The 16,163-nt window shown below is 73.0% G+C and carries 15 protein-coding genes; all 15 read left to right on the top strand.

Going from position 1 to position 16,163, the window contains the following annotated elements:
* Nucleotides 1-73 precede the first annotated feature (73 nt).
* Complete coding sequence (gene ispE, locus THESUDRAFT_RS00330; protein ID WP_006902710.1) at nt 74-1,138, top strand: 4-(cytidine 5'-diphospho)-2-C-methyl-D-erythritol kinase; 1,065 nt, start codon at nt 74-76, stop codon at nt 1,136-1,138.
* 39 nt (nt 1,139-1,177) lie between these two features.
* Nucleotides 1,178-2,065: an NTP transferase domain-containing protein gene (locus THESUDRAFT_RS00325; RefSeq protein ID WP_006902709.1), complete on the top strand. Its 888-nt coding sequence runs from the start codon at nt 1,178-1,180 to the stop codon at nt 2,063-2,065.
* Entirely contained in the window at nt 2,058-2,873 is an 816-nt protein-coding gene (gene purR, locus THESUDRAFT_RS00320) for a pur operon repressor (protein WP_006902708.1), read from the top strand. Before THESUDRAFT_RS00325 ends, purR begins: the two co-directional genes overlap by 8 nt.
* A gap of 215 nt (nt 2,874-3,088) precedes the next feature.
* Complete coding sequence (gene ilvA, locus THESUDRAFT_RS00315) at nt 3,089-4,504, top strand: threonine ammonia-lyase (RefSeq protein WP_006902707.1); 1,416 nt, start codon at nt 3,089-3,091, stop codon at nt 4,502-4,504.
* Between the two features lie 98 nt (nt 4,505-4,602).
* Complete coding sequence (locus THESUDRAFT_RS00310) at nt 4,603-4,887, top strand: SpoVG family protein (protein WP_006902706.1); 285 nt, start codon at nt 4,603-4,605, stop codon at nt 4,885-4,887.
* 304 nt (nt 4,888-5,191) lie between these two features.
* The gene (locus THESUDRAFT_RS00305) at nt 5,192-5,671 is read left to right on the top strand and encodes a peroxiredoxin (RefSeq protein ID WP_006902705.1); all 480 of its coding nucleotides are present in this window, start codon (nt 5,192-5,194) and stop codon (nt 5,669-5,671) included.
* 5 nt (nt 5,672-5,676) lie between these two features.
* Nucleotides 5,677-6,147: an RDD family protein gene (locus THESUDRAFT_RS00300; protein WP_156821662.1), complete on the top strand. Its 471-nt coding sequence runs from the start codon at nt 5,677-5,679 to the stop codon at nt 6,145-6,147.
* A 211-nt stretch (nt 6,148-6,358) separates the two neighbouring features.
* Complete coding sequence (gene glmU, locus THESUDRAFT_RS00295; RefSeq protein ID WP_006902703.1) at nt 6,359-7,759, top strand: bifunctional UDP-N-acetylglucosamine diphosphorylase/glucosamine-1-phosphate N-acetyltransferase GlmU; 1,401 nt, start codon at nt 6,359-6,361, stop codon at nt 7,757-7,759.
* Nucleotides 7,746-8,693 (top strand): ribose-phosphate diphosphokinase, encoded by a 948-nt coding sequence (locus THESUDRAFT_RS00290; RefSeq protein ID WP_006902702.1) that lies wholly within the window; start codon nt 7,746-7,748, stop codon nt 8,691-8,693. Before glmU ends, THESUDRAFT_RS00290 begins: the two co-directional genes overlap by 14 nt.
* Nucleotides 8,694-8,817: 124 nt before the next feature.
* Nucleotides 8,818-9,450, top strand: a complete 633-nt coding sequence (locus THESUDRAFT_RS00285) for a 50S ribosomal protein L25 (protein WP_006902701.1) — start codon at nt 8,818-8,820, stop codon at nt 9,448-9,450.
* 179 nt (nt 9,451-9,629) lie between these two features.
* Nucleotides 9,630-10,256 carry an aminoacyl-tRNA hydrolase gene (gene pth, locus THESUDRAFT_RS00280; RefSeq protein WP_006902700.1) on the top strand — a complete coding sequence of 209 codons (627 nt, stop codon included), beginning with the start codon at nt 9,630-9,632 and terminating at the stop codon, nt 10,254-10,256.
* On the top strand, nt 10,253-13,843 hold the full coding sequence (gene mfd / locus THESUDRAFT_RS00275) for a transcription-repair coupling factor (RefSeq protein ID WP_006902699.1): 3,591 nt from the start codon (nt 10,253-10,255) through the stop codon (nt 13,841-13,843). The genes pth and mfd overlap by 4 nt, the downstream gene beginning before the upstream one ends.
* Nucleotides 13,844-14,035: 192 nt before the next feature.
* Nucleotides 14,036-14,596 carry a stage V sporulation protein T gene (gene spoVT / locus THESUDRAFT_RS00270; RefSeq protein ID WP_006902698.1) on the top strand — a complete coding sequence of 187 codons (561 nt, stop codon included), beginning with the start codon at nt 14,036-14,038 and terminating at the stop codon, nt 14,594-14,596.
* A 38-nt stretch (nt 14,597-14,634) separates the two neighbouring features.
* Nucleotides 14,635-15,759, top strand: a complete 1,125-nt coding sequence (gene mazG / locus THESUDRAFT_RS00265; RefSeq protein ID WP_006902697.1) for a nucleoside triphosphate pyrophosphohydrolase — start codon at nt 14,635-14,637, stop codon at nt 15,757-15,759.
* 26 nt (nt 15,760-15,785) lie between these two features.
* A complete protein-coding gene (locus THESUDRAFT_RS00260; protein WP_006902696.1) occupies nt 15,786-16,058 on the top strand; it encodes an HU family DNA-binding protein in 273 nt (90 codons plus the stop codon).
* The last annotated feature ends 105 nt before the right edge of the window (nt 16,059-16,163 follow it).

The raw sequence follows: 16,163 nt of genomic DNA, 5'->3' as shown, positions 1-16,163 counted from the left end.
AGGTATGCCCTGACGGTTGGTGCTCCACGGGAGCCCCTGGCGGCGGGGCAACGACGGGGGAGGGAGCCGGGCGTTGCAGGACCGCTGGCCGGCGCCGGCGGTGGTGCGGGTGCGGGCCTACGCCAAGATCAACCTGCACCTGCGCATCGGGCCGCGCCGCCCTGACGGTTATCACGAGATCGACTCGGTGCTGCACCGGATCAGCTGGCGCGACGACCTGGAACTGCGCTGGCGTGGCGACGGCGCCGTTCGCCTGGCGGTCGAACCGGCCGGGGCCGCACCGGGCGGCGGCCCGGCGGAGCCGGAAGCCGGCGCGGAGGCGGGGCCGGAACCGGCGCCGGCCCGGTGGGTCCCCTCCGGTCCAGCTGCGGTCATGCCCGGGGGGGAGGCACTCCCCGGGGCGATGCCGGGCCGAGGCGATGCCCTGGGCGCACCCCTCGCCCCGCCGGTCCCCTCGGGGCCGGACAACCTGGCCTGGCGGGCGGCGCGCCTGCTGCAGCAGGCGCTGGACGTGGCGGCCGGCGTCGACATCCGGCTGGTCAAGCGGGTGGCCGCGGGAGCCGGGCTGGGCGGTGGCAGTGCCGATGCGGCGGCGGTGCTGCGGGGGCTGCGCCGGCTGTGGAGGCTGGCTGTGGATGGTGCCACCCTGCGGCGCCTGGGGGACCGGCTGGGGGCGGACGTCCCCTTCCTGCTGGGCGGGCGGGCGGCCCGGGTCCGGGGGAAGGGGGAGCGGATCCAGGTGCTGCCCTCCTGGCCCGGTCTGGCCCTGGTCCTGGTGCCCCTGCCGCGGCCGGTATCCACGGCCTGGGCATACGGCGAATGGGACCGGCGGTGCGGAGAAGGGCAGGCCGGGGAGGCCTTCGCCGACGGTGGCGCCGTGGCCCGGGCGGTGGCGCGGCGGGACCTGCACAGCCTCGCTCGTCTGGTGCGGAACGACTTCGAAGCCGTGGTGGCGGCGGCCTTCCCCGAGGTGGCCGAAGCGCTGGAGCGCATGCGGCGCGAAGGAGCCGTGGTGGCGCGGATGAGCGGCAGCGGTCCCGTGGTTTGGGGGATCTTCCCCCATGGGGAGGCGGCCCAAAAAGCCTGGCGGCGGTTGAGGCGCTGCTACCCCGGCGCCCGGCTGGCCCGCACCCTTTAGGGCCTGCCGGAGCCGGGAGGAAGCGAGGAGGAAGCTGGCGTGGACGGTGTGACGGGAGCCGTCATCCTGGCGGGGCGCCGCAACACCGGAGCCCTGCGCCAGGTGAGCGGCGCGGAGTGGGAGGCGCTGGTCCCCCTGGCCGGACGGCCCATGGTGGCCTGGGTGGTGGAGGCCTGCCTCCAGGCGCCTTCCCTGCAGCACGTGGTACTGGCCGGTCCCGACCCCGGCGACGCCGGGACGGTGCTGGCCCGCGCCCGGCAGGAAGGGCGGTTCAGCGTGGTGCCGCCCGGTGACGACCTGCTGGGCAGCGTCCGGCAGGGGCTCGAGGGCCTCAAGGCGGCCCTGCCGGGGGCCACCGGGGTCCTGCTGGTCACCGGCGACGTGCCGCTGGTCGACGGCGCCGTGCTGGAGCGCTTTCTGGCCGCCATCCCGGCCGGGGCCGACGTGGGCTATCCCATCGCCCGGCGCCAGAACATGGAGCGGCGTTTCCCCGGTGCGGCCCGTACCTACGTCCGGTTGCGCGACGGCGAGTTCACCGGCGGCAACGCCCTGTACCTGCGGCTGGCCGCCGCCCCGCAGGCCCTGCGGTGGGCCGAGGCGCTTTACGCTGCGCGGAAGCAGCCCCTCAAGCTGGCCATGATGTTCGGCCCGGCGGTCCTGGTGCGGGTGGCGACCCGCCGGGCCACGGTGGCCGAGCTGGAGCTCCGGCTGGGCCGGCTGGCCGGCCTGCGCGCCCACGCCGTCGAGGTGACCGATCCGGAGCTGGCCATGGACGTGGACAAGGTCGCCGACTATCGCCAGGCCGAGGCACGACTGCAGGCTGCGGCCGGTTCGTCCCCGGAGCGGGAGACGGCCGCCGGGGATGGCACGGGAGCCGGCTGCGCGACCGTCCCGGTACCGCCCGGAGGAGGGCCCCGCCTTGGCTAAGCTCAAGCGCAGCGAGCGGATTGCCGCTCTGGTGAAGCTCCTGGCCGACAGGCCCGGCCATCTGTGGTCCCTCAGCCAGTTCGCCGAGCGGTTCGCCACGGCCAAGTCGACCATCAGCGACGACCTGTCCCTGGTCAAGGCCGTGCTGGACCAGGAGGGACTGGGCACCATTCGCACCTACCCCGGCGTGGCCGGCGGCGTCACCTACGAGCCGCGGGTCACGGAGGCAGCGGCCTGGCAACTGGCGGAGGAACTGGCCGCCCAGCTGCGCGACCCCCAGCGCATCCTGCCCGGCGGGTTCGTCTACATGACGGACCTGCTCTTCTCGCCCACGTGGGCCGAGCGGCTGGGGGCGCTCTTCGCGACCCGCTTCCGCGGGGAGGAGCCCGACCTGGTGGCCACGGTGGAGACCAAGGGCATCCCCCTGGGCCTGATGACCGCCCGGGCCCTGGGGCGGCCGCTGGTGCTGCTGCGGCGGGACAGCCGGGTCACCGAGGGGCCGTCGGTGAGCATCACCTACGTGTCCGGTTCGTCCCAGCGGATCGCCACCATGTCGGTGCCGCGCCGGGCCGTGCCCCAGGGGGCGCGGGTGCTGCTGGTGGACGACTTCATGAAAGGCGGCGGCACCGCCCGCGGCATGATGGACCTGATGCGCGAGGTGGGGGCCCGGGTGGCCGGCCTGGGCGTGATGATTGCCACCGCCGAGCCGGCCCGTAAGCTGGTGGAGGACTATTTCGCCGTGGCCGTGCTGGAGGGCGTGGATACCGTGCGCCGCCAGGTGCGGGTCCGGCCCAGCCTGGGTCGTTAGGACGCGGGCGCTAGCGGGCAGCGGCCTTGACCAGCGGCAGCAGGGCGGCCGGCGGGCGGCCCGCCGCGGAGGCTGGCGGTGCAGGCGGGCGGCCCGGGGGGACTGCCGTGGCAGGCCGGCGGTCCGCGGCCGCCGGCGCCCGCCGCGTGGCGCAGCGCATGAGGCGCGTCGCAAGTGCCGCGCGAGGCGCACTGACGAACGGGAGGCGCAGCGCAATGACGGAAGGGCGTACGAGGGCGGCGGAGGAACCCGGCCCGGCCCGGACCGGCGTGGGGGTCGGCCGCGGGGGACCGGCCGGGCCGGGCGGTCCGGCGGCCGCGGGGGCTGCGGCGGGGACCGCCCCGGGGGCCGGCGCCGGCGTCCCTGCCGGCACCGCTTCCGCCGTCGATCTTGCGGCCGTCCAGGAGGCGGCCCGGACCATCGCCGGGTTCGTCCATCGCACGCCCCTGCTGGGTTCGGCGGCCTTTTCCGAGCTGGCGGGGGCCGACGTCTTCCTGAAGCTGGAGAATTTGCAGAAGACGGGCTCGTTCAAGGTCCGGGGAGCCTTCAACCGCCTGTCCCGGCTGGATCCGGCGGCCCGAGCCCGGGGGGTGATCTGCGCCTCGGCGGGCAACCACGCCCAGGGGGTGGCCCTGGCAGGTTCCCGCCTGGGAATCCCCGTCACCGTGGTGATGCCCGAGACGGCTCCCACCACCAAGGTGGTGGCCACCCGGGGTTACGGGGCCGAGGTGATCCTGCACGGCGAAGGCTATGACGGCGCCTACGACCTAGCTTGCCGCCTGGCCGAAGAACGCGGCCTCACCTTCATCCACGCCTTCGACGACCCGCTGGTGGTGGCCGGGCAGGGCACGGTCGGGCTGGAGATCCTGGAGGACCTGCCCGACGTGGACACGGTGGTGGTGCCGGTGGGCGGCGGCGGGCTGATCGCCGGGATCGCCATCGCCCTGAAGGCGCAGCGGCCGGGGGTGCGGGTGGTGGGAGTGCAGCCCCAGGAGGCGCCTGCCCTGGCCCGTGCCTACGTCACGGGGCGCCTTGAGCCGGTGGAGCGGGCTCGCACCATCGCCGACGGCCTGGCGGTCAAGACGCCGCGGGAGATGACCTTCCGGCTGATCCGCCGTTACGTGGACGGCATGGTCACCGTCTCCGAGGAGGAGATCGCCCGCGCCATCCTGCTCCTGCTGGAACGGGCCAAGCTGGTGGTCGAGGGGGCGGGCGCGGCGGCCCTGGCCGCCCTGCTCTCCGGCAAGGTCCCGCAGGCCGGCCGGGTGGCCGTGGTGGTGAGCGGCGGCAACATCGACGTCAACCTGCTGGCCCGGATCATCGAGCGCGGGCTGCTGGAAGACGGGCGCCTGATCCGCATTCGCACCCTGGTGGCCGACCGGCCGGGATCGCTGCAGGCCCTGCTCAAGGTGATCGCCGACCAGGGCGGCAACATCCTGGCCGTCTACCATGACCGGTTGCGTCACGAGGTCGCGCTGGGTGAGGCCGAGGTGGAGCTGATCATCGAGACCCGGGACACGGCCCACGTGGACGCCATCCGCTGGGCCCTGGCGGATCACGGCTACACCCTGCAGGGCCTGGAGGTGGAGCCGGCGAGGGCCGGCGGGGCTGCGGGCCTGCGGCGGCGATGAGGGCTATCCGGACCCAAGCAAGTCCAAAATCTGGATCAGACAATGGAAGGAAATGGGTTCATGGCGGCGAATCCTCCCCGCAGAAGGGGGGTGACGCCATGGACATCTCGGAGGTGCGGATCCGGCCGGTCAAGGGTGCGGGCCGGATGCGGGCCTTTGCCTCCGTCGTCTTCGGCGGCCAGTTCGTGGTCCACGAGCTGAAGGTGGTCGAGGGGTCCGAGGGGCGCATGTTCGTGGCCTTCCCGTCCAAGCGGGCGGCCAGCGGCGAGTACTTCGACATCGCCCACCCCATCACCGCCGATGCGAGGGACCGCATCCAGCAGGCGGTGCTGGCGGCCTACCGCCAGCAGGTGGGCGGGATGGCAGCCGAGCAGGCGGGCTAGCCCTGCCCGGCGCCGCAGGTACCGGTGGCGGCGCCGGGGCGGGACAGGCGGGGCGGCTGTCCGGGGCCGGTGGGGCGGCACGGCGGGCGGGCTGCCGAGCCCTCGACCGGCCCCGGCTGCGACCCGGGCCGGCGGCCGGGGTGGGACCGGGACGGGCCACAGCTTGACCCTTTACCCGGGCATCCCGAATCTGATACAGGAGGAGTGGGGTGCCACCGCGCCGGGTGGGACCGCGCCGGGCGGGACCGCGGCGCGGCCGGCCGGTAAGGCGGTGGCGGCCTGCCAGCCGACAGGAGGGATGACCATGGCGGCTCAGGTGGGGGACAAGGCTCCGGACTTCCGGCTGCCGGCGACCGGCCCGGAAGACACCATCTCCCTGGGGCAGTTCCGCGGCAAGAAGAACGTGGTGCTGTACTTCTTCCCCTTCGCCTTCAGCTCGGTGTGCACCCAGGAGATGTGTGCCCTGCGGGACACCTACAGCGAGCAGTTCAGCGGTCTCGATGCCCAGGTGCTGGGCATCAGCGTGGACAGCCCCTTCACCCTGCGGGCATGGGCCGAGCAGCAGAAGTTCGACTTCCCCCTGCTCTCGGACTTCAACAAGGAAGTGTCCCGGGCGTACGACGTGTACTACGACGAGCTGATGAACCTGCGCGGCGTGGCCAAGCGGGCGGCCTTCGTCATCGATAAGGACGGGGTCATCCGCTACCGCTGGGTCACCGACGACCCCAAGGTGCTGCCCGACCAGGAGGCCATCCGCAAGGTCCTGACCGAGCTGCAGGGTTGATCCCCTTGCGGCGCGGGACTGGGGCCGAACCGGCACCCCTGGGGTTGCGCTGGGCGGCGGGTTTGATCGACCTGGTGCTGCTGTCGGCGGCCGGCAACCTCCTGGGCCTGACCGTCCTGGAGGTGGCCGAGGCCTGGACCGGCGGCACGGCCGCTCTGGCGCTGGCCGGCACCGCGGTCCTGGCGGCCGCCGCCGCCTACTTTGCTGCCGGCGAGGGCTACTGGGGGACCACCCTGGGCAAGCTGGCATTGGGCCTGCGGGTGGTGGAGGCCCGAGGCCAGTGCCCCGGCTGGCGGCGGGCGCTGGTCCGCTTCCTGGCCCGGATGGCGGGCACCGTCCTGGCCGGCGCGGGCTGGTGGCCGGCCCTGGGGATCGGGCAGAGGCCCGCCGGCCCGCCCTGGCACGACACGGTGGCCCGGACCCGCGTGGTGCGGTGGCGGCCGTGGCAGGTGGGCGCGGAAAGCGCCGGCCGCTGAGGAGGCCGCAGGCAAGGGGGCCTGCGGGTCCCCGCGGGGCCGGACGGCCCCGACTGGTGCCGTCCCGGACCCTGCAGGTCCCAGCAGGGGTCCGGCGAGGCCCTGAAACCGGGATGGGAAAGGATGGGCACCCCGGCACCCCGGGCGGTCGCGCCATGCGGCGCGGCGTCGGTCCGGGGTGCAGGCCTGTGCCCACGGGGAGGTTACCTCGTTGGATCATCCGCTCCACGCCGTGATCCTGGCCGCGGGGCTGGGCAAGCGCATGCGGTCGAACCGGGCCAAGGTGCTCCACCCGGTGGCCGGGCGGCCCATGGTGGAGCACGTGGTGCGGGCGGCCGAAGGGGCCGGCGCCGGCCGGGTGGTGGTGGTGGTGGGCCACCAGGGCGAGCAGGTGCAGGCCCTGCTGGGGGAACGGGTGGTGTATGCCTGGCAGCACCAGCCCCTCGGCACGGGGCACGCGGTGCTGCAGGCGGAAGCGGCCGTGGCCGGGGCGCAGGACGTCCTGGTCCTCTATGGGGATACGCCCCTGCTGGAGGCCGATCTGCTGCGCCAGTTGATCGACGCCCACCGCCGGTCGGGTGCGGCGGCCACCCTCCTCACCGCGCAGCTGGACGACCCGACGGGCTACGGCCGGATCGTCCGGGATGAGGCGGGCCGGGTGGTGCGCATCGTGGAAGAGGCCGATGCGACCCCGGCCCAGGGGGCCATCCGGGAGGTCAATACCGGCATGGCCTGCTTCCGGCGGGAGCCCCTGTTCGACGCCCTCCGCCGCCTCACGCCGGCCAACGCCCAGGGGGAGTACTACCTGGTGGACGTGGTGGCGCTGCTTCACCAGCAGGGTCTGGCGGTCCACACCGTCACCGCCCCCGATCCCCGGCAGGTGGAAGGGGTCAACGACCGGGAGGCGCTGGCCCGGGCGGAAGCCATCCTGCGCGACCGCATCCGCAGGCGGTGGATGGCGGCGGGCGTGACCCTGATCGACCCGGCCAGCGCCTGGATCGATGACGACGTGGAGATCGGGCGGGACACGGTGATCTTCCCCAACACGGTGGTGGCGGCCGGCTCTCGCATCGGGGAGGGCTGCCGCCTGGGCCCCGGTGCCCACATCACGGGCAGCGTCCTGGGCAACCAGGTGCAGGTCTGGTATTCGGTGGTGGAAGACAGCCAGCTGGGTGACGGCTGCCGGGTGGGCCCCTTCAGCCACCTGCGGCCAGGCTGCCGCCTCGCCCCCGGCGTCCACATCGGCAACTTCGCCGAGCTGAAGAACGCGGAGGTGGGCCCCGGGTCCAAGGTGAACCACCACTCCTATCTGGGCGATGCCCAGGTGGGCGCCGGCGTCAACATCGGCGCCGGCACCGTGACGGTCAACTACGACGGTTTCCGCAAGCACCGCACCATCATCGAGGACGAGGCCTTCATCGGTTGCAACGCCAACCTGGTGGCGCCGGTGCGGGTCGGCCAGGGAGCGTACGTGGCCGCCGGTTCGACCGTCAATCAGGACGTTCCGCCCGGCGCCCTGGCCATCGCCCGGGAGCGCCAGGTCAACAAGGAAGGATGGGCGGCCCGCTGGCGCCAGCGGGCCCGGGGGAGGAACGGCGATGGCGTACGATAGTGGGCGGCTGAAACTCTTCGCGGGCAGTGCCAATCCGGCGCTGGCACGAGCCATCGCCCAGCACATCGGCGTTCCCCTGGGGGACCTGGAACTGGGCCGCTTCGCCAACGGCGAGGTGCGGGTTTCCGTCAACGAGAGCGTGCGCGGGGCCGACGTGTTCGTGATCCAGCCCACCTGCCACCCGCCCAACGACACGCTGATGGAGCTGCTGGTCCTTCTGGATGCCCTCAAGCGCGCCTCCGCCTGGCGGGTCAATGCGGTGGTGCCCTTCTACGGATACGCCCGCCAGGACCGGAAGACCCGGCCCCGGGAGCCCATCACGGCCAAGCTGGTGGCCAACCTGCTGACGGTGGCCGGGGCGGACCGGGTCGTCACCATGGACCTCCATGCCGGCCAGATCCAGGGCTTCTTCGACGTGCCGGTGGACCACCTGACGGCGGTGCCCCTCCTGGCGGAGTACTTCGCTGGCAAGAAGCTGGAGAAGCCGGTGGTGGTGTCCCCGGACCACGGCGGGGTGAGCCGGGCCCGGGAGCTGGCCGACCGGCTCGGGGTCCCCATCGCCATCATCGACAAGCGCCGGCCCGAACCGGGTGTGGCCGAAGTGATGTCGGTGGTGGGCGAGGTGGAGGGCCGCACGGCCATCATGATCGACGACATCATCGACTCGGGGGGTACCATCCGGCACGGGGCGGAGGCGCTCATCGCCCTGGGCGCCCGGGCCGTGTACGCCTGCTGCACCCACGCCGTATTTTCGGGCAACGCCTTGCAAAAGCTGGCGGAGGCGCCCATCGAGGAGATCGTGGTGACGGACACCATTCCGCTGCCGCCCGGGGCGGAGAAGGCGCGGGTCAAGGTGCTGTCGGTGGCGCCCCTGCTGGGGGAGGCCATCGTCCGCATCCACGAGGACCTGTCCGTCAGCCGGCTCTTCAACTGAAACGGCTTCGGCAGGCCGGGGCTGCGGCCGTCCAGGGCGCCCTTTGACACCGCCGGCGTTTCGGGGCTAAACTAGCGCCGGCTTGTGAAGGCTCACCGATCCTGGAGTCGGGAGGGATGTCCTGGTGCAGGCCGTCTTGCGTGCGGTGCCGCGGGAGCCGGGCCACGCGCGGCGGGTACGCCGCGAGGGCGGTCTCCCGGCGGTTCTGTACGGGCCCAGCGGCAACTTTCCCGTGCGCCTCGATGCCCGGGAGTTCCACCGCTTGCTGGCGTCGGGCCGGGCGCGGGGTATCCTGACCGTCGAGCTGGTGCAGGACGGGTCGACCCGCTCCCTCAGCGCCATGGTGAAGGAACTGCAGTACCACCCCGCCCGGGGCGACCTGCTCCACGTGGACCTCTTCGAGGTGCGGGAGGACGAACCCGTCCGGGCCGAGGTGCCCATCGTCCTGCGGGGTGTGGAAGAGGCCGAGAAGCGGGGCATCCTGCAGCACCAGCTGGCCGAGCTGGAGATCGAAAGCCTGCCGCGCCACATGCCGGCGGCCGTGGAGGGGGACGTGGCCCGGCTGCCGGTGGGCGAGGAGCTGCGGGTGCGTGATCTGGAGGTGCCGGCCCAGGTCCGGGTGCTGAACGATCCGGACGAGATCGTGGCGGTGCTGCTGCCGCCGAAGGACGTGGGCGCGGAGGAGGAAGCGCAGCCGGCTGCTGAGGCCGCTGCGGGTGCAGCCACGGACGAGAAGGGCGAGAAGGGCGAGGCGTGACGCCGGTGGCGGTGGCCGGGGGCAGGGCCGGGCGGTGACGCGGCGGCCCGGTACCCGGACCCCGGGAGCCGGCCTCGCGGCAGGGGGCGGCGGCCCGCCGGGTCGAACCGGGCGAGCCGCTCGCCCACCCCACCGGCCCGGCGCCCTCGCCCCCGCCGGCGAGGACGGAGGCGGGGCCTGTGCCCCGGATCATCGTCGGGCTTGGCAACCCGGGTCCCGAGTACGAGGGAACCCGGCACAACGTGGGCTTTGCCGTGGTCGATGCCCTGGCCCGGCGGCTGCGCACGGCCGGCTGGCGTCGGGGCTTCCGCTCCCTCTGGGCGGAGGGGACGTGGCGCGGCCAGCCCGTGGTGTTGCTCAAACCCCAGACCTACATGAATCTCAGCGGCGAGGCCGTGGCGCAGGCCTGCCGCAACCTGCGCGTCCCGCCGGGGGAGGTCCTGGTGATCTACGACGACCTGGACCTGCCGCCCGGCCACCTGCGCTTGCGGCCGCGGGGCAGCGCCGGCGGCCACCGCGGGGTCGCTTCCATCATCGCCAGCCTGGGCCGGGACGATTTCCCGCGCCTGCGGGTGGGCATCGGGCGCCCGCCCGCGGGCGTGGACGCCGCGGACTACGTGCTGGCTCCCTTTGCTCCGGCGGAGCAACCTCTGATGGCCGCGGCCGTCCAGCGGGCCGCGGAGGCCGTCCTGGCGGTGCTGGCCACGGGCCTGGAACGGGCGATGTCCCGTTACAACGGGCCCACTCCCTGGCCCTCAGGCACCCAGGGCGCCGGCACCGGCGGTGGAGGCGAAGGGGAAGAATGACCACCCTGCCAGCCCAGGACCTGACGGAAGACCTGCTGCGCCTGTGGCAGCAGCTGCCGGAGTTCCCCTCCCTGGCCGGAGGGGTGCGCCGGGAACTGCCCGCCCAGGCGGTGTACGGCCTGGGCGGGCCGGCCGCGGCCAGCCTGCTGGCTGCCCTCGCGGCCGCCACGGGCCGGACCTTGTTCATCCTTACCGCAGAGCAGGGGGCGGCCGACGCCCTGGCTGCCGACCTGCGCGCCTGGGTGCCTGCGGAGCGGGTGGTGGTCTTCCCCGCCATCGAAGTCCTGCCCTTCGAGGTGCTGGCCGCCAGCCCCGAGCTTATGGCCCTGCGGCTGGAGGCGCTGGCCCGGCTGCGCCAGGGCCCCTGCCTGGTGGTGGCCCCGGTAGCCGCTGTTGCCCGCCGGCTGCCCCATCCGGAGCGCTGGGCGGCGGGGCTGATCGAGCTGGAACCGGGGCAGGTCATGGACCGGGACGACCTCCTGACTCGCCTGGTGGCCGCCGGCTACCAGCGGGCCGAGCAGGTTGACCGTCCCGGCGAGCTGGCCGTTCGCGGCGGGATCGTGGACGTCTACCCACCGGCCGGTGAGCCCGTGCGCATCGAGTTCTTTGGCGACGAGATCGACTCCCTGCGCCGGTTCGACCCCGGTACCCAGCGGTCGACGGGCACCCTGGAGCGGGTGCGCCTGGCCCCCGCCCGGGAACTGGTGCTGGACGAGGCTTCCTGGCGGCGGGGACTCGCCGCCCTGGCCGCCGAGCTGGACTCCCTGCGGGACCAGACGCGCCACCGCAGGGGGGGCGCCGCCCGCCAGCTGCTGGACCGGCTGGAGCAGGACCTGGTCCGGCTGGAGGCCGAGCGCTCCATCGAGCTGGCGGAGCACTACCTGCCCTTCTTCGAGCCGGAGATGGCCACCCTGCTGGACTATGCCCCGGGGCCCGCCCTGGCCGTCTGGGTGGAGCCCCGGTCCCTGGAGGAGGCGGTGGCCGATCGGGAGCGCCAGTGGCAGGAGCGCCAGGCCGACCTTCTCTCCCGGGGCGAGATCCTGCCCGCCCAGGCCGCCCTCTACCTGGACGAACCGGCCCTCTGGGGCGCCCTGGCTTCCCGGCCCGTGCTGTACCTGTCGGTGCTGGCCCGGGCGCCGGGCCAGGGGCCGGAGCCGCGGCAGGTATATCCCGTGACGGCGCGGCCTGCCCCGATGTTCCACGGGCAGTGGGACCTGTTCGAGGAAGAGGTGCGCACCTGGCAGCGCCAGCAATACCGGGTGCTGCTGGTGGCCGGCGACGGCGACCGGGCCGGCCGGTTGCGCCAGGCCCTGCTCGACGCCGACGTGGCGGCTCGCCAGGTGGAGCGCCTGACCCTGCCCGCCCCCGGGGAAGTGCTGGTGGCTCCGGCCGCCCTGAGCGAAGGCTTTGAGGTGCCCGCCCTGCGCTGGGTCGTCCTGACGGAGCGGGAGGTATTGGGCCGCCGGGTGGCCCGGCGGCGCAGCCCCACCGTGGCCGCCGACCGGGCAGAAGCCCAGGCCCTGGAACGGCTGGTGGACCTCAAGCCCGGCGACTACGTGGTCCACGTCCACCACGGCATCGGCCGGTTCCTCGGCCTGCGCACCATGGAGATCCAGGGCGTGCACCGCGACTACCTGACCCTGCAGTACGCCGGCGGCGACCGGCTCTACGTGCCCACCGACCAGATCGAGCTGGTGCAGAAGTACGTGGGCGCCGAGGGTCACCAGCCGCGGCTGGCCCGGCTGGGTTCCGGCGAGTGGAACAAGGTCAAGCAGCGCGTCAAGGAATCGGTGCGGGAGATGGCCGGGGAGCTGCTGGCCTTGTACGCCGCCCGCCAGTCGGTCCGCGGTCACGCCTTCAGCCCCGACACCCCCTGGCAGCGCCAGTTTGAAGACGCCTTTCCCTACCAGGAGACGCCGGACCAGCTGGCGGCCATCGCCGCCATCAAGGCCGACATGGAGCGGCCGGTCCCCATGGACCGGTTGCTGGTGGGCGACGTGGGCTTCGGCAAGACCGAGGTGGCCATGCGGGCGGCCTTCAAAGCGGTCCAGGACGGCAAGCAGGTGGCGGTGCTGGTGCCCACCACCGTGCTGGCGTACCAGCACGAGCGGACGTTCAAGGAGCGCTTCGCGCCCTTTCCCGTCACCATCCGCACCCTGAGCCGCTTTGCCTCGCCGGCGGAGCAGGCGGAGATCCTGACGGGCCTGGCCCAGGGCACGGTGGACATCGTCATCGGCACCCACCGGCTGGTCCAGCCCGACGTGCGCTTCAAGGACCTGGGTCTGTTGATCATCGACGAGGAACACCGCTTCGGCGTGGCTCACAAGGAGCGGCTCAAGCAGCTGAAGCAGAACGTGGACGTGCTGACCCTGTCGGCCACGCCCATCCCCCGCACCCTGCACATGGCCCTGGCGGGAATCCGGGACCTGAGCCGCATCGACACGCCACCGGAGAACCGCTTCCCGGTCCAGACCTTCGTGGTGGAGTGGCACGAGTCGCTGGTGCGGGACGCCATCCAGCGGGAGCTGCGCCGTGGTGGCCAGGTGTTCTACGTGCACAACCGCGTCCAGAGCATCCACGCCGTCCGGCGGCGTCTGGAGCGCCTGCTGCCCGAGGCCCGCTTCGCCGTGGCCCATGGCCAGATGGCCGAGGGCGAGCTGGAACGGGTCATGGTCGACTTCATGGAGGGCAAGGCCGATGTGCTGGTGTGCACCACCATCATCGAGTCGGGCCTGGACATTCCCAACGTCAACACCCTGATCGTGGAGGACGCCGACCGGATGGGGCTGGCCCAGCTCTACCAGCTGCGCGGCCGGGTGGGGCGATCCGACCGGGTGGCCTATGCCTACTTCACCTACCGCCGCGACAAGGTGCTGACGGAAGACGCCCAGAAGCGCCTGCAGGCGATCAAGGACTTCACCGAGCTGGGGGCGGGGTTCAAGCTGGCCCTGCGGGACCTGGAGATCCGCGGCGCCGGCAACCTGCTGGGTGCCGAGCAGCACGGCTTCATGCTGTCGGTGGGCTTCGACCTGTACACCCAGCTGCTGGAAGAGGCTGTCAACGAGCTGCGTGGCCGGCAGCGGCCCGCGCGGCTGAAACCGGTGATCGACCTGGTGGTCGATGCCCACATCCCCGACAACTACATCCGCGACGCCCGCCAGAAGATCGAGTTCTACAAGAAGGTCAACCTGGCGGAGACGCCGGCCGACCTGGCCGAGGTGCGGGAGGCGCTGCAGGACCGCTACGGCCCGCCGCCGGAACCGGTACGGAACCTGCTGGCCCTGGCCGAGGTGCGGCAGCTGGCGGCCCGCTGCGGCGTCTTCCGCATCGAACAGCAGGGCACCCGGATCGACATGGAAGCCGTCGCTCCCCAGGCCGGGGCCGTGGTCCAGGCGTGCGAGGCGCTGCGCCCGCAGCTGGGCCGCCGGCTGCAGCCGGTGCGGGGCCGGGCGGCGGCGTTCTTCCGCACCGACGGCCTGGGCGAGCGCGAGGTCCTCACCGCCCTGCGCCGCTTTCTGCGCGAGCTGGCCCGCCACACACCCCTTCCCGCCGGAGAGCTGCCGGTGGACGAGCCGGCGGCAGAATAACGGAAAATTTTTGGCGGCACACTGTCTTCGCGGTGGCTGTCCCTCGAGAAGGGACCCCTGCGTGCGAAAAGCTATTCCGGAAGGATCACCCGCCCGCCCCCGGCGAGCGCGCCGGGCCGGGACGGGACACCAGGCCGGAACCCGGAAACGGACCGCCACCACCGCGAGGAACCAGGCGAGGAGGGGTGACGGATGAAGGCGACGGGCATCGTGCGCCGCATCGACGACCTGGGCCGGGTCGTGATCCCCAAGGAGATCCGGCGCACCCTGCGCATCCGCGAGGGCGACCCGCTGGAGATCTTCGTGGATCGCGACGGCGAAGTGATCCTGAAAAAGTACTCGCCGATTGGCGAGTTGGGTGATTTTGCCAAGGAACTGGCCGATTCCCTCCACGAGGCCGTCCACCACATCGCCCTGGTGGCCGACCGGGACGCCATCATCGCCGTGGCCGGTGCTCCCCGGAAGGAGTTCATGGAGAAGCGCATCGGGGGTGCGGTGGAGGAGGCCATGGCCCAGCGGCAGCCCGTCCTGCGCAACCGCCCGGCCCAGAACCCCGGCGCCGGCACCCTCCTGGCCGACGACGAGACCGACGAGCGGTTCTCCGCCTACGTGATCGCGCCCATTCTGGCCACGGGCGACGTCATCGGGGCGGTGATTCTGGCCTCCAAGGAGCCCGGCACCCAGATGGGGGACCTGGAGCTCAAGCTGGCCGAGACGGCGGCGGCGGTGCTGCGCAAGCAAATGGAGGACTAGGCGGTGCCCATGTCCAACCCCCGCCCGGGGGGTTTATCGTGACGGATACCTTTGTGGATCGCAGCAGGCAGGACCCCTACGGATTCGCCAGGCTGGTGGAACTGGTCCGCCGCCTGAGGGCACCGGGCGGCTGCCCCTGGGACCGCGCCCAGACCCACCGCTCCCTGCGCCGCTTCGCCCTGGAAGAGGCGTACGAAGTGGTGGAAGCCATTGACCGCGGAGATCCCCAGCACCTGGCCGAAGAACTGGGCGACCTTCTCCTCCAGGTGCTGCTCCATGCCCAGATTGCCGCCGAAGCGGGTCACTTCGACGTGGCGGACGTCTGTCACCGGCTGGCGGACAAGCTGGTCCGCCGCCACCCCCATGTCTTCGGCCAGATGGAGGCCCGTAGTGCTGCCGACGTGCAGCGCCTGTGGTCCGCCATCAAGGCGGCGGAAGCCGGCGGCCGGCCCGGGCTCCCCTCGCCGGCGGACGAGCCGGCCTCCGGGGACGGCAAGACCCCGGCGCCATCCCCGCCGGCGGTGCCCCCGCTTGCGGCGGGACGGGCCGGGACCGGTGGCGCGAGCGGCGAGCATGGGGGTGCCGGCGACCGGTATGGGACCGGCCCGGGTGCCCCGGCTGCGGGCAACCCGGCAGCCGGCCGGGTCAGGGAAGCTGCGGCGGACCAGGGCGCGCCCGGCCTGCCGCCGGATGTCCGGTCCCAATCCGGTGCCCGGGCGGCGACGGCCGGCGGGGTGGACGCGGAGGACTGGCCGCCCAGTGCCCTGGTCCAGGCTTACCGGATCCAGGAACGGGCGGCCCGCTCCGGCCTGGACTGGCCCGATCCCCAGGGGCCGCGGGCCAAGCTGGACGAGGAGCTGGCCGAACTGGACGAAGCCGTCGCCCACGGCGACCCGCAGCGCATCGAGGAGGAGCTGGGCGACGTCCTGTTCATCCTGGTCAACGCAGGCCGCCACTGGGGCGTGTACCCGGAGGCGGCCCTGCTGGGGGCCGTCCGCAAGTTCCGCCGGCGGGTCCGCCTGATGGAAGAACAGGCCGCCCACCAGGGCCGCCGCCTGGAGGACATGTCCCCCGAAGAGCTGGACCATCTCTGGGAAGCGGCCAAAGACCGGGAACGCGGGAGGATTCAGGGCTCGTCCGCAGAACACAAGAGCGGAATTTGACGCGAGGCGAGGGGAGGGAAACGTGGGTGAACAAGCCTGAGCTGGTGAACGCCATCGCCGAAAAGACCGGCTTGAACAAGAAGGACAGCGAGCGGGCGGTCAACGCCTTCGTGGAGTCCATCAGCGAGGCGCTGGCCCGGGGCGACAAGGTCTCCCTGGTCGGCTTCGGCACCTTCGAGGTGCGTACGCGCCAGGCCCGCACGGGCCGCAATCCGCGGACGGGGCAGACTCTGACCATCCCCGCGGCCAAGGTGCCGGCCTTCAAGCCCGGCAAGCAGCTGCGGGACATGGTGAAGTGAGACCGGCCCCGCTCCGGCAAGGGTGACCCTGCGGGGTCCTGCGGGGCACAGAAGGACCGGCACCGGCGACAGCCGGGTGCCGGTCCTTTTGCTTTCCAGGTCCGG

Source organism: Thermaerobacter subterraneus DSM 13965 (assembly GCF_000183545.2).
Lineage (GTDB): Bacteria > Bacillota > Sulfobacillia > Thermaerobacterales > Thermaerobacteraceae > Thermaerobacter > Thermaerobacter subterraneus.
This window is presented reverse-complemented; position numbering and strand designations above follow the sequence as displayed.

Excerpts from the sequence above, each read along its gene's own strand:
- ilvA (WP_006902707.1), top strand. The coding sequence starts at position 3,089 with ATGACGGAAGGGCGTACGAGGGCGGCGGAGGAACCCGGCCCGGCCCGG.
- THESUDRAFT_RS00310 (WP_006902706.1), top strand. The coding sequence starts at position 4,603 with ATGGACATCTCGGAGGTGCGGATCCGGCCGGTCAAGGGTGCGGGCCGG.
- spoVT (WP_006902698.1), top strand. The coding sequence starts at position 14,036 with ATGAAGGCGACGGGCATCGTGCGCCGCATCGACGACCTGGGCCGGGTC.
- THESUDRAFT_RS00290 (WP_006902702.1), top strand. The coding sequence starts at position 7,746 with ATGGCGTACGATAGTGGGCGGCTGAAACTCTTCGCGGGCAGTGCCAAT.
- mfd (WP_006902699.1), top strand. The coding sequence starts at position 10,253 with ATGACCACCCTGCCAGCCCAGGACCTGACGGAAGACCTGCTGCGCCTG.
- THESUDRAFT_RS00305 (WP_006902705.1), top strand. The coding sequence starts at position 5,192 with ATGGCGGCTCAGGTGGGGGACAAGGCTCCGGACTTCCGGCTGCCGGCG.